This window comes from Pelotomaculum sp. FP (assembly GCF_004369245.1).
GTDB classification, from domain to species: Bacteria; Bacillota; Desulfotomaculia; order Desulfotomaculales; family Pelotomaculaceae; genus Pelotomaculum_C; species Pelotomaculum_C schinkii.
Window position 1 is genome coordinate 63,564 of sequence record NZ_QFGB01000002.1, and the last position, 13,461, is coordinate 77,024.

General features: G+C 53.4%; 13 protein-coding genes. 5 read left to right on the forward strand and 8 right to left on the reverse strand.

Features of this window, described 5'->3' with window-relative positions; all coding sequences use genetic code 11:
- Positions 1-95: 95 nt before the first annotated feature.
- Positions 96-1,127: a rod shape-determining protein gene (locus tag Psfp_RS01070; protein WP_134216704.1), complete on the reverse strand. Its 1,032-nt coding sequence runs from the start codon at positions 1,125-1,127 to the stop codon at positions 96-98.
- A 144-nt stretch (positions 1,128-1,271) separates the two neighbouring features.
- Positions 1,272-1,523 carry a sporulation transcriptional regulator SpoIIID gene (spoIIID, locus tag Psfp_RS01075; protein ID WP_134216705.1) on the reverse strand — a complete coding sequence of 84 codons (252 nt, stop codon included), beginning with the start codon at positions 1,521-1,523 and terminating at the stop codon, positions 1,272-1,274.
- A gap of 481 nt (positions 1,524-2,004) precedes the next feature.
- Here spoIIID and Psfp_RS01080 point away from each other — a divergent pair, with 481 nt between their 5' ends.
- From Psfp_RS01080 to Psfp_RS01100, 5 genes are all read left to right on the forward strand, one after another.
- Positions 2,005-2,607 carry a TetR/AcrR family transcriptional regulator gene (locus tag Psfp_RS01080; RefSeq protein WP_134216706.1) on the forward strand — a complete coding sequence of 201 codons (603 nt, stop codon included), beginning with the start codon at positions 2,005-2,007 and terminating at the stop codon, positions 2,605-2,607.
- Positions 2,608-2,778: 171 nt separating this feature from the next.
- A complete protein-coding gene (locus Psfp_RS01085) occupies positions 2,779-3,849 on the forward strand; it encodes an efflux RND transporter periplasmic adaptor subunit (RefSeq protein ID WP_134216707.1) in 1,071 nt (356 codons plus the stop codon).
- A 1-nt stretch (position 3,850) separates the two neighbouring features.
- On the forward strand, positions 3,851-4,558 hold the full coding sequence (locus Psfp_RS01090) for an ABC transporter ATP-binding protein (RefSeq protein ID WP_134216708.1): 708 nt from the start codon (positions 3,851-3,853) through the stop codon (positions 4,556-4,558).
- Positions 4,530-5,690, forward strand: a complete 1,161-nt coding sequence (locus tag Psfp_RS01095; RefSeq protein ID WP_348981095.1) for an ABC transporter permease — start codon at positions 4,530-4,532, stop codon at positions 5,688-5,690. Before Psfp_RS01090 ends, Psfp_RS01095 begins: the two co-directional genes overlap by 29 nt.
- A gap of 13 nt (positions 5,691-5,703) precedes the next feature.
- Complete coding sequence (locus Psfp_RS01100; RefSeq protein ID WP_134216710.1) at positions 5,704-6,900, forward strand: ABC transporter permease; 1,197 nt, start codon at positions 5,704-5,706, stop codon at positions 6,898-6,900.
- Between the two features lie 167 nt (positions 6,901-7,067).
- Here Psfp_RS01100 and spoIID read toward each other — a convergent pair whose 3' ends face one another.
- The 6 genes from spoIID to atpG form a co-directional block, all read right to left on the reverse strand.
- Positions 7,068-8,027: a stage II sporulation protein D gene (spoIID, locus tag Psfp_RS01105; protein ID WP_134216711.1), complete on the reverse strand. Its 960-nt coding sequence runs from the start codon at positions 8,025-8,027 to the stop codon at positions 7,068-7,070.
- 374 nt (positions 8,028-8,401) lie between these two features.
- Positions 8,402-9,661 (reverse strand): UDP-N-acetylglucosamine 1-carboxyvinyltransferase, encoded by a 1,260-nt coding sequence (gene murA, locus Psfp_RS01110; RefSeq protein ID WP_134216712.1) that lies wholly within the window; start codon positions 9,659-9,661, stop codon positions 8,402-8,404.
- A 13-nt stretch (positions 9,662-9,674) separates the two neighbouring features.
- Entirely contained in the window at positions 9,675-10,451 is a 777-nt protein-coding gene (locus Psfp_RS01115; RefSeq protein WP_192895222.1) for a YwmB family TATA-box binding protein, read from the reverse strand.
- A gap of 139 nt (positions 10,452-10,590) precedes the next feature.
- On the reverse strand, positions 10,591-10,998 hold the full coding sequence (locus Psfp_RS01120) for a F0F1 ATP synthase subunit epsilon (protein ID WP_134216714.1): 408 nt from the start codon (positions 10,996-10,998) through the stop codon (positions 10,591-10,593).
- An 18-nt stretch (positions 10,999-11,016) separates the two neighbouring features.
- Positions 11,017-12,429, reverse strand: a complete 1,413-nt coding sequence (atpD, locus tag Psfp_RS01125) for a F0F1 ATP synthase subunit beta (RefSeq protein ID WP_134216715.1) — start codon at positions 12,427-12,429, stop codon at positions 11,017-11,019.
- Between the two features lie 131 nt (positions 12,430-12,560).
- Positions 12,561-13,424: an ATP synthase F1 subunit gamma gene (gene atpG, locus Psfp_RS01130; protein WP_134216716.1), complete on the reverse strand. Its 864-nt coding sequence runs from the start codon at positions 13,422-13,424 to the stop codon at positions 12,561-12,563.
- Between the last annotated feature and the right edge of the window lie 37 nt (positions 13,425-13,461).

Here is a 13,461-nt window from a genome sequence, read left to right on the forward strand (position 1 = left end):
TTCACAAAACAACTACCCTAATACTTTCGACGGACTTTGGGGATCTCCTGGTTCACGAAAAAATTTAGTTAATTTAGTTAACCATTATTCGGCTGCTATACAATCTTTTTGTAGCCCTTGCCTTTGCCGGCAGCGCTGAGCACACCCAGGGTGTTGAGGGCCAGGCCGGTGCCTTTGGCCACGCAGGACAGGGGGTCCTCGGCGATGTTGACGGGAAGGCCTGTTTCCCGGCTGATCAGGCGGTCTATGCCGTCGAGCAGGGAACCACCGCCGGTCATGATAATGCCGCTGTTTATAATATCCGCAGCCAATTCGGGGGAAGTCCGTTCCAGCACCTCTTTGACCCCGGCCACCACCAGATCCAGGGTCTCTCTGATTGCTTCATGCACCTGGCGGCGGGTGACCACAACCCCCTGGGGCAGCCCGGAAAGCATGTCACGGCCCCTGATCTCCATCTGTTTGTCGGCTGCGTCAGAGAGGTGGGCCGTGCCGACTTCCATTTTCAGTTCCTCGGCCGTCCGCTCACCGATGGCCAGGTTATATTCTTTGCGGATATACCGCACGATAGCTTCGTCGAATTTGTCTCCGCCTACCCGGAGTGATTTACTGCAGACAATGCCCCCCAGTGAGAGCACGGCAATATCGGTGGTCCCGCCGCCTATATCAATAACCATGGAACCACTGGGTTGTGAAATATCCACCCCCGCCCCGAGCGCCGCTGCAAGGGGTTCTTCAATCAGGTGGGCCTCCTTGGCTCCAGCCTGGACAGCAGCCTGACGCACGGCCCGTTCCTCAACACCGGTTACACCCGAGGGGATGCAGACCATGATCCGCGGCCGGAAAAATAGTTTGCGGCTTCCATCGGACCTGCTGATGAAGTAACGGAGCATCTTTTCGGTGACGTCATAGTCGGCAATTACCCCGTCACGTAGGGGCCGGATGGCGATAATGTTGCCGGGCGTCCTTCCCAACATCCTCCGGGCTTCGGCGCCCACTGCGATGATCCGCCCGCTGTCCCTGTCCATAGCTACAACGGACGGCTCCTGCAGCACAATTCCCTTCCCTCTAACGTAAACCAGCACATTTGCCGTACCCAGGTCAACCCCAATATCTGTTCCGCCGATCATAAGCCTGTCCCCTTTCGCTTTACAAAGAAATGAGCCCGTCCTCCAGACCAAATCCAAAGCAGCAGCCTGGATTGCCTGTCTAAAGGTTCCACGGCTCAGCAAAAGGTAATATTCTACTCCAATATACAAAATTCCTGTGCTAGACTATGCCAAATCTTTATATTTTCTCCGGGTCGCCTCGCCGCCCCGCAGGTGACGCTCGGCTTTATTGTACTCCAGGATTGTTTTGACCTCCTGGGCAAGCTGTTTATTGAGCGAAGGCAGCCTCTCGGTCATGTCCTTGTGCACAGTGCTTTTGCTGACCTGAAATACTTGAGCTGCCTGCCTGACCGTGGCCTGGGTCTCCAAAATATAGACACAGATATCCAGTACCCGCTTTTGTATGTATTCCTGCACTGGCCCAACCTCCTGCATTATGGAAGTTGGAAGTTGGAGGTTGTAAATAATGGAAAATCTTGAGTGAGATCCTTAGTACCAACTTCCTTCTAGATATATATGCGCCGGCCGGGAAGAAATGCGCCGCTGGAAAAAGAACCTGCCTAGAAGGTATTTCCTGAAAGAGCTGTTAGATATAGATGCCTCTATCGCGGCGTGGGCAACGGAAGCAGGGGGGAAGCAGGGGACGGTTCTTTTGCTTCCTGTACTGAAAACAACTGTACAGATGTTCAGCCCACAGAGTGAATCCCTAAAAATATAGGTGCGAATAAATTCGCACCTGCGTTTGTTGGGTACATTGTGTGTGCTAATTGTTATTCTTCGGGTATCAGCCTACTTCAATTGACCCCTTTTGAAAGTTTTGATCTTGACTTTATGCCAGGTTTGGAATATTTTTAAATATAACTGACTGGTCAGTCAGAGATACAGGAGGATACATCACATGGGCCAGCTGCCATTTACTGAGATCTTTAAAGGGGGAAAGGAAGGTAGACAGTATATATTTGAGTCGGCGGCAGGGGTTTTCACCAAAAAGGGCTATCACAAAACCACCGTCGAGGAAATTGCCGCAGCCATCGGCGTATCCAAGGGAACTATTTATTATTACTTTAAGAACAAAGAGGAGCTATACCTGGCCATTATCCGGGAGGGCATCGACCTTTTCCACGAGCAGCTCGCCAAAGCTGCCCAAAGCCCTGCCGGCCCGCAGGATAAAATTAGAAAACTAATCCGCGGTCACTTCATTTTCTGCGAAAAAGAAAAAGACCTGGTCTTTCTTTTTCTAAAAGAATTGGGCAGCACCGACTTTAGCAGGGAAATTCTCGCCGACATGCTGGCCAAGTGCCTGCAGGTGTTCCGCAACGTACTCGAGGAAGGGATTGCAAAGAAAGTTTTTCGGCCCGTAAACCCGGAAATAATCACCTCCGCCCTTTTCGGCATGCTTACCATTACTGCATTTCACTACCTCAGCTACTCCCGCGGGATCCCGCTCGAACTGGCCAGCCTTGCCCTCGAAGACATTTTCTTCAACGGAATCTGCCGCTGAAAATGGGCGTAAGGCATAAGGCGTAAGGCGTAAGGCGTAAAAACATCTTTTTACGTTATGGTAACATATGGCAAACTAAAGACCCAAAAGGAATACCATAACTACGCCCTACGCCCTATGCCTTACGACATCCCGAATTCCTTACTACATATAAGATGGAGGAGTATTCGAATGTTACCGGACGCGTTTGCCAAAATCACACGGGAGAAAGCCGCCGTCTCCGTTATATTTTTGTTTATCATCACAGCAACAATATTTCTCTTCATTTCCCAGGCCAAACATCAAGCCGCTGTCAACAGCAACCATGACAGCCTGACAGCCACCGGTACTGTTGAAGCAAAGAAGGTCATGGCTTCTTTCAAAGTCCCCGGCAAAATAGCCGCCCTGCTGGTTGACGAGGGCGGCAGGGTCGAACAGGGGCAGGAACTGGCCTCCCTCGACAGCCGCGAATTAACGGCCAAACTGCTCCAGGCCAAAGGAGCTTTTGAGGCTGCCAGCGCGCAGGCCAGACAGGCCGGCAGTTCCGTGCCTCTGACCAGCCAGCAGGTGGAGACCGCCATAGAGCAGGCCAGGGCCAAGGTCGCGCAGGCGGAAGTGGGCGTGACCGACGCCGGGCAGCAGCTTGAACGGGCGCAGGCATTGCACGACAGCGGCGCTATATCCAATAAAAGTTTTGATGACGCCAAAAACAACTTTGACCTGGCCCAAAACAAGCTGCGCGAGGCACAAAGCGGCCTCGATCAGGCGCTGTCCGCGCGTTTGAAGGTAGAAGCCGCCCAGTCCCAGTATGAAGCCAGCGTAGCCCAGAGCAACCAGGCCGGGGGAGCTGTTGAGGAGGCCCAGGCTTATCTGGACAACACCCTTTTAAAGGCGCCTATATCAGGCTATATTACCCAAAAGCTGCTTGAACAGGGCGAGATGGTCAATGCCGGGACTCCGGTCCTGGAAATCACCGATGTTGAGCATACATACGTTAAGATCTTCATCACCGAGAACAAAATAGGGCGTGTCCAACTAGGCCAGGCTGCGGAAGTGACGGTGGATTCATTGCCCGGCCAGGTGATACCGGGGAAGGTGGTCTGGATTAACAACGCCGGGGATTTTGCCGTGCACAGGGCGGTCAACGACCAGTACGAGCACGATGTCCGCAGCTTTGAAGTAAAGGTGGACGTCCCCAACCCGGACCTGGTCTTAAAGACCGGCATGACCGCCCGGGTGAGGCTGGTCGAGGAGGGCGAATAGCGTGGAACCAATAGTAAAAGTAAAAGACCTGGTCCAGAAAAGCAGAAAAAAAATCCTGCTGAACGGCCTTAACCTGGAAGTTTACAGAGGGGAGCTGTTTGGCCTTTTTGGCCCCAGGGGAGCCGGGAAAACAGCCCTGCTGCATATTTTGGCCGGCGTTGACCGGTTCAGTTCGGGAAGTGTGGAAATTCTCGGCCAGGACATCCGCCGTGGAGAAAGCTTCAAAAAAGCTTTGGGCCTGGTAACCCAGCAGCCCAGCCTGTTTGAAGACCTGAACGCGGCGGAAAACCTTGATTTCATCGCCACCCTTAAAGGCTGCCGGCGTGAGAGTGCCCTTGACCTCATCCGGCGCCTTGAGCTGCAGGATTTCTTAAGCGAGCCCTTGCACGACCTGAAACCGGGCCCTTACCAGCGCCTGGCTTTGGCCTGCGCCCTCCTCAACAGCCCGTCGTTATTAATTGCCGATGATTTAAGCAACTGCCTTGATCCCTTTTCCACCGCTGTTATCGCCAATGAGCTGGGGGGTTTTCTGGCAGGCGGCGGTACTTGCATCTGGGCCTTCAACAATATCAGCCTCTGCGCTTCCATGAGCCGGATCGGCTGGCTGGAGGACGGCGCGTTGTCTTTCTACCAACCGGAAGAAGCCCGCAGGGTTTGGGAGAACCAACGGCCGGACAATTTTGCGCAGCCGGGTGGAAGCCATGCCTAAAAAGTGCCTGGCCATCATGCGGCGTGAGTTTTTCTATATGTGGCGCGATCGCAGCCTCCGTTACATACTGTTAATCGGCCCCTTGCTGGGGCTAATCCTGTTTTACGCCACCTACAGCGCCCCGGTGATCAAGGCGATTCCCACAGCGGTCGTCGACCTCGACCGGACCATGGCCAGCCGGGAGCTGAGCGACCAATTCAGAAACACGGAGTATTTTAAAGTTGTAGCTTTCCCGGAAAATTTTGCCGAGGCTGAAAAGCTGCTCCAGGCGGGAAGCGTAACTGTCGGCATCGTTATCCCCGAAGATTTTGCCAGAAACACTTCCCTGGGCCGCCAGAGCAATATCGCCATTATGATTGACGGCAGCAATATCGCCTATGCCACCAACGCCACCAACGCCGTACTGTTGGTCACCCGCGCCATCAGCGCCAAGATCGGCGTTAAAACCCTGGTGGCCCGCGGCATTCAACTGACCGAGGCCCAGGAGGCCTACCAGTCAATCACCTTTCGTGAAGAGAGATGGTTCAACCCCGCTTTAAACTATGCCTACTTTCTGGTACTGGCGCTGGCTCTCAATTTTTGGCAGCAATGCTGCATGCTGGCCGCTTGCATGAACGTAATCGGTGAAACCGGCATGAATAGCCGGCTTCAGCTAAAAGCGATGGGAGTGTCAAAACTGCAGTTGTTCGCCGGCAAGTCGGTGGCGCACATCGCAGCTTTTATGATCATGGCGCTCCCCATTTACGCCCTGTCCTTTTACATCTTTAAGCTTCCCCTGCAATGCAGTTTCCGGCTGCTTTTCCTGTTCACCCTGGTTTTTGCCGTCTCGCTGCACAGCATCGGGACCCTGATGTCGAGTTTTTCCAACAGCGCCGTCAACGCTTCCAGGTTCGGCATGATTATTGCGTTGCCGTCATTTGTCCTGTGCGGCTATACCTGGCCCCTTGAGGCTATGCCGCACTACCTCCAGCAGCTGGTCAAGGTCCTGCCGCAGACATGGTTTTTTCAAGGACTTAATTACCTGACCTTTAAAAATCCCGGCTGGGGCTTTATATCTCATTATTTTCTGGCAATGATCGTGATCGCCCTGGTATGCTACGGTACAGCAGCCATAATAACTTCCAGGAACTAGGGGGCCTTTTGGTTTGAGGCAGATATTAAACATCGCTATATTTGAAATGAGACAGGTCTTCAAAGACAAAATCCTCGCCTTGATGGTATTCGCCGTACCTCTGCTGTACGCCGTCCTGTTCGGGATCGTTTACGCTTCGGCCGTTCTAACCGATATTCCTTTGGGCATTGTGGACCTGGACCAATCCCCCTTAAGCCGCGAGGTAGCCGACGCCTTTGCCAACAGCCCACGGTTTAAGGTGATCCATGAGGTAGACAGCTATGCCCGGTTGGAAGAAGGGATGAAAACCGGGACCGTACGGGCCGGCGTGGTGATCCCTGAGGATTTTGCGGCAGATGTAGCCCAGCACAGGCAAACAGCGATCCTCACAGTATATGACGCCTCCAACCTGATCTGGGGCTTTAATATCCGCAAGTACACGATGGAAGTGGTGAACAGTTTCAGCGCCGCCCACACCGCAGCCTTCCTGGCCGGGCTGGGACTTCCCGCGCGGGAAATCAACAATATTCTAAACACCGTATCCTGCAATATCGAGGTTTGGTACAACCCCACCTACAGCTATACCACCTATATGTTAATCGGGCTGGTGGTGTTAATCATTCACCAGATCTGTCTTTTATGCGTCAGCCTTACCGTTACCAGGGAAAAGGAGCGCAATACCTGGGTACAGTATCTGGCCGCCCCGGTTCCTCCCTGGAAAATCTTTTTGGGCAAGTCGCTCCCATACTTTTTAAGCAGCATGTTGAACTTTGGCCTGTTGATATGGTTTATCTACCGCCTGCTGCACGTAAAAGTCGAGGGCTCTATGCCGCTGGTGGGGGCTATGGGTTTAATCTTTGCTGCGCTCATTATCTCAGCAGGATTTTACCTGTCCGTCCGGGCTGCTAACTCATTGCAGGTGACCAGGTACATCATGCTCCTTTCCGTTCCCTTTTTCATCATCTCCGGCTACGTCTGGCCCAAGACCCAAATCCCGTCTCTGGTGAACGGACTGACCGCAATTCTGCCTTACAGCTGGATGGCGGAAGCCATGCGACTGGTAACCGTGAAAAATCTGGGTTTAGAGGCCATCCAGGTCCACGCCCTGGCGCTCTCCGCCATGGCGATACTTTGCGCGCTGCTGGCCGCAACCTTTAAAAAACGGATAAAACCACCGGATGACGGCGGCCCGGTGGTCAACAACGGCGCTTATACTCCCCGGAGAAGCTAGAGGAAATAAGGTCATTATCGAAATGGATTAAATAAATGGATTTTGCGCCTTAACGCCTTCATAAAATTGGCCATTGTTGAGATCTTCGGTCAAAAGCACGGTACAGCCCAATTGCAAAAGGCAGCGCAGCATGTTGTTTTCATGAGGGCGCCGGTTAGCGGCGGCGCCTAGTTTTCAAGGCCGGTTATTTCCACCCCGCTGTAGTAATGCCCCAGGATGGCCCGGTAAGTGTAGCCGTGCTCGGCCATCCCCTTGGCTCCGTACTGGCACATACCTACTCCATGGCCATAGCCGGTGGTGGTAAAGGTTATAGAACCGTCCTGCAGCTTCCAGGTGAAATTGGTTGAGCGCAAGCCCAGGAGATCCCTCACCGCTACGGCCGGGAATTGCTGGCCGTCGACAACCAGGGTTTTCGGCCTGCCGGAAGACGTCCTTTCGATCACCTTCATCTCACCCGCGGCTTTGTTACCTGAAACCGGTACGGCTGCCAGTGTTGTACCCAGCGCCTGGTCTACCTGTTCCAAACTGATGGATACCGCTTGCACCGATTGCGGGTCGTCTTCGTAAGGACAGGGGACACTGCGCAGGTAGGGGACCTGGAACTTCCAGACATCTTCCGAGTTCTCAGTTTTACCCCCGCAGGCAGCATGATAAGCCGGGTCGATTAACTGCTCCTGATAAGTCAGGACCTCCCCCCTGGTTTCATCCACCGCTGTTTTCACTTTGTAGAAATATTTGTAGTAATACAAGGTACCCCAGCGCTCTTTCAGCTCCTCCCTGGACAGCCAGGCCTGACCGTGACGGTGGTCATCGCAGAGATCAGCGCCCGGGTGCAGGGGATTGGCCACACCCCCGGCGCCCATGCGTTTAACGGCGTAGGTCCTGGCTGCAACGGCCTGGGCCTTTAAGGCTTCGAGAGGGAACTCAGCCGGCATCTCCGCAGCCACCACGCCAATCAGATACTCTTCCAACTGTATCTTCTTGATCTTATTTTCCTGGTGCAGGTACAACCTGACCGTACTTGTTGCGTAGCCGAACTTGGCAGGCGACTGCCTGTTCATGAAATGAGGAAGAATAAACAGCAGGGCGGCTGCCAGCAGCAGGGAACCTATTGTCAACCGGCGCATAGGGGACACCCCGTTACCTAACTTATTAGTAATAAATGTATATTTTACGGACTGGCATATTATACCACAAATTGGTTAATCAACTGACAAAATCATTACGCCTTTTGCAGGAAGCAGGGGGACGGTTCTTTGGAAGCAGGGGGACGGTTCTTTTGCTTCCTTTTTTTGCTTCCTTAGAAAATTACTATTCAGCTGCTTAAGCCCACAGAGCGAATCCTTAAAAATGCAGGTGTGAATCCTTCGTACAGAAATTACGTTAGTTACCCAAGTCCGGCGCCGGCGCGCCGTGTGCGATTGATCGCACCTGCATCGTTTGGTGCTTTCACGATTATGTGGCGCCGCCGGCTGGTATGGGCGGCTACCTTGGGAACGGTTCAGGAAACCACTGCCGACCTCTGGATATCAGCGCCCAAGCCCCTCAGCTTTTCCTCCAGGCGGTCATAGCCACGGTCGATATGGAATATATTGCCGATTTCCGTGCGGCCTTCCGCGGCCAGACCCGCCAACACCAGCGCCGCTCCTGCCCGCAGGTCGGTGGCTTTAACGGGGGCGCCGGTCAGCCGGGGCACCCCCTGCACGACCGCGGTGCGGCCTTCTATTTTTATCCTGGCCCCCATTCTCTTGAGTTCATTGGCGTGCATAAACCGGTTCTCAAAGACAGTTTCGGTGATCATACTGGTTCCCCTGGCCAGGCAAAGGACAGCCATCAACTGGGCCTGCATATCGGTGGGAAAGCCCGGATAGGGCATGGTCTTGATGTCAACGGGCTGCAGTTCGCTGTCGCTCGAAACCCTGATGGAGTTTTCATTCTCTTCCACCCTTACCCCCGCCTCCCTTAACTTGGCGGTAACAGGTTTGAGGTGGTCGCAGATGACGTTGTCGACCAGCACGTCTCCTCCGGTTATGGCCACCGCCGTCAGAAAAGAACCTGCCTCGATCCGGTCCGGGATTACGGTATGCACGGCGCCGCTGAGGCTGGGTACTCCTTCCACCTTGATTATTTTGGTGCCCGCCCCTTTGATGCGGGCGCCCATAGCGTTTAAAAAATTAACCAGGTCCACAATCTCAGGTTCTTCCGCGGCATTTTCTATCACTGTGGCGCCTCTGGCCAGGCTGGCGGCCATGATCAGGTTTTCTGTGGCGCCGACACTTGGAAAATCAAGATATATCCGGCTTCCCTTGAGTCTTTCCGCTACCGCTTCGATACAGCCATGGCCATATATTATTTTAGCCCCCAGCGCTTTAAAACCCTTCAAGTGCAGGTCGATTGGCCTGGTACCGATGGCGCAGCCACCCGGCAAGGGCATTACCGCCCTGCCGGCCCGGGCCAAAAGCGGCCCCATCACCAGAAAAGACGCGCGCATCAGGCGTACGTACTCATACGGGGCTTCAACTTCTTTCAGGTCCGGGACAGAAATGTTTATTTCCTTATCACCGCGGCATACTCGCGCGCCCAATTTTTCAATAACCCTGCAGATGCTGGCTACATCTGCGAGATTGGGGATATCTTGCAGCGTACAGGCGCCCTCCGACAATAGAGACGCTGCAATAATGGGCAGGACTGCGTTTTTGGCGCCGCTTACCTTCACGGTTCCTCTAAGGCCGGCCCCGCCGCGTACGATCAGCTTTTCCAAAATACTCTCCGCCTTAATATTCCGTATAAATTACCGGTGAAGCCACGTATACATAGGTAGCCTGTTCCTGGATATTGCTGCGAAAGGCCACGTTAAGATTGACCTCTTTGCCGTCGTAGCGCAAACCGTCAGGCAGGTTATCGCTGTGTCCGGTAAGGCTGACCAGGTTATCTTTGACCGTCTTTTCCTGAATAGCGGCGCCGGCCCCGGCCATGACTTCCTCAGCCCTGGTCAACAATTCCTCCTGGTTTAACGCCCGGTTGATTTTCCCGGTGTAAGTCAGGGCCACGTACTCGTCAGCGCTCTGCGTTATTAAAGCCTGCCGGATTTTTTCCTTATAGTAGCCGGCTTTACCGGCCTCCGTTCCAAGGCTGATCATTAAGTGAGTAACTTTTTGGCCTTGCAAGAGTTCCATGGTCTGGCCAAGAACTGCTCCAGTGGCGCCTCCGGGCATGGTCCCCTGGACTTTGACACCTCTGGCGTATGCGTTCTCCCACGTTTCCATGGGCCGTCCTTCCTCAAGTGTTAACAACCCAGCGGTATGATTGACCAAAACTTCCAAGGCCATTTCCTCCGGAGCATCAACTCTTGCCCAGCCGGTTACGTTAACAGACTGCAATTCGGCGCCGCTAAGTCTCATCATATCCATCAGGGAACGCTCTTCCCGGTATGACGCCAACATCTTCAGGCCCGCCGGAGCCAGCGCCAGGGCAATCACTATAAGGACAATCAGCATGGCGAGTATATACTTCTTTTTTGGGGGACAGTCCCTGAGAAATGCCCTCAGCATAAGTGGTAACCTCCAAAAGTGCAGCATTATATTTATGTTCTATTATTTCCAATTATTTCTACTGCAATACGAAATAAAAAAATACCCGGGGCGAATTGCTCCGGGTCCGGTAGGGTAAATCTTCTTTTTTAGTAGTAATCTACTTGTCGTTTGCAGCTCTCAAGCGCATTATCGCCCGCTTAAGAGCCAGCTCTGCCCGCAGCACGTCCAGGTCGGCGGCTTTTGCGGCCAGCCTGTCCTCGGCCCGCTTCTTGGCCCTTTCGGCCCGGGCTACGTCGATCTCGTCAGCCCTCTCAGCCGAGGTGGCCAGGACCGTAACCCTGCTGTTGCGGACTTCCATAAATCCGCCGCTTACGACAACCTTGATAAAGTCGCGGTCCTGCTGAATTCTCAGGACGCCGATGTTAAGAGATGTGATAAGCGGGGCGTGCTCCGGCAAGATACCCAATTCGCCGTCAGTCCCGGGCGCAACCAGAAATTTCACGTCCTCGCTGAATACCTTCCTCTGAGGAGTTACGATTTCCAGTCGTTGGCTTTTTTCCGACATATTGCGCACTCCCCTCTCTTATCCAGCTAATTCTTTGGCTCTTTCCACAACATCTTCTATACTGCCCGCCCAGAAAAAGGCGTCCTCCGGCAAATCGTCATGTTTGCCATCAAGGATCTCCTTGAAGCTGCGAATAGTATCTTTAATTGAAACAAATACCCCGGACCTGCCGGTAAAGGCTTCGGCTACGTGGAACGGCTGCGACAGGAACCTCTGCATTTTCCGGGCGCGGGCCACCAACAGCTTGTCATCATCTGAAAGTTCTTCCATACCAAGAATAGCGATAATATCCTGAAGTTCCTTGTAACGCTGGAGCACCTTCTGAACACCCCTGGCAACAGCATAGTGGTCATTTCCCACGATCAGCGGGTCAAGGATCCTTGATGTCGAGTCGAGCGGATCCACTGCCGGATAAATGCCGAGCTCGGAAATTTGGCGGGAAAGAACAACCGTGCCGTCCAGGTGGGCAAACGTGGTTGCCGGGGCCGGGTCGGTCAGGTCATCGGCTGGCACGTAAACGGCCTGCACCGAGGTAACCGAACCTTTCTGGGTCGAGGTAATCCGCTCCTGCATCTGTCCCATCTCAGTGGCCAGGGTCGGCTGGTAACCCACCGCAGAAGGCATCCGGCCAAGCAGCGCCGAAACCTCGGAGCCGGCCTGGGTAAAACGGAAGATATTGTCAATAAAGATCAGCGTGTCGGCGCCTTCTTCATCACGGAAGTACTCTGCCAGGCACAGGCCGGTCAGAGCGACCCGGAGACGGGCGCCCGGCGGTTCGTTCATCTGGCCGAACACCATCGTGGTTTTGTCCAGAACGCCGGATTCAGTCATTTCATTATAAAGGTCGTTCCCTTCACGAGTACGCTCGCCAACACCGGCAAACACCGAGATACCGCCGTGTTGTTTTGCAATATTATTGATTAACTCCTGAACAATAACGGTCTTGCCTACGCCTGCGCCGCCAAACAGTCCAATCTTACCGCCCTTTAAGAAGGGGACCAGCAAGTCAATAACCTTGATACCGGTTTCAAGCTGCTCCACCTTGGTTGACTGCTCCACCAGAGGAGGCGCCGGACGGTGGATAGGATATTTCATGTCACTGTTTACAGGTCCCTTACCATCAATAGGTTCACCCAGAACGTCGACAAGCCGGCCCAAAGCCGCCCTACCTACCGGAACTGTAATAGGTGCGCCTGTATCTACAGCCTCCATGCCCCGTACCAGACCGTCGGTAGCGGACATGGCCACGGTACGGACCATGTTGTTTCCCAGGTGTGAGGCCACTTCCAGGGTAAGGTCGATCTTCCTGCCGAACATGTCTTCCTTGTCGCTCTTAATTTTGATAGCATTATAAATTTCAGGCACCTGGCCGGGTGGAAAGCTGATGTCCACCACAACGCCGATAACCTGCACAACTTTACCAACGTTCATTCGCTTCTCTTACCTCCTTCACAACAACTTAAACCACGATCCGAATTTACAGGAATTAATATCTTGGGTGAATACATTCACACTTACGTCGATCCATTCACTGTTAATCCCGTAATTTCGCAACAATTGTGTTACTCTAAAGCCGCAACGCCGCCGACAATCTCGGAAATTTCCTTGGTGATCTGGGCCTGGCGGGCTCGGTTCATGGACAATGTAAGGTTGTCGATCATTTCTGAAGCACTCTTTGTGGCGTTTTCCATGGCTGTCATTTGAGCGCTGTAAAAACCGGCTTTCGTCTCTAAAAGCCCCTGGTAAATAGCGTTCTCAATGTATTTGGGCAGCAACTCGGCCAGTACCGCCTCAGGCGAGGGCTCAAAAATATAAGAGACCTTCTTCGCTTCGTCGGCACCCTCTGCTTCTGTTGGCGGCTCGGCCGGCAACAGCTTTACGACAACCGGCTTTTGTACCAGCACATTGACAAACTGGCTGTAAATTAGGTACACCACATCATAGTCCTGGTTCGAGTACTTATCAATCACATAGGAAGCGATTTCCCTTACCGTGCCGTATTTGATGTCGTCGCCCAACCCAATGTACTGCTTGGCGATATTGAATCCACGCCGCACAAAAAAGTCACGGCTTTTACGGCCGATGGTAACAAGGCTTACTTCTGCGCTCGCTGCCTTAAGTTCCTGGGTCGCACGCTTAATTACATTGCTGTTGAAGCCGCCGCAAAGTCCACGGTCGGCTGATATAACGATATATGCTGCTTTCTTCGGCTCGCGCACCTCCAACAGCGGGTTATTAACCCCAGCGGAGGCCACGGCTACCCGCCCAAGAACACTCTTAATCCGCTTGGAATACGGTCTGGCAAGTGTCACAGCTTCCTGTGCCTTGCGCATTTTAGCAGCCGAAACGGCTTTCATGGCCTTGGTAATCTGCTGCATGTTTTGGGTGCTTTTGATACGGCGCCGAAGATCTCGCAAATTTGGCATCTACTTTTTCACCACCTTTTACATTCGGCAGTAGGTA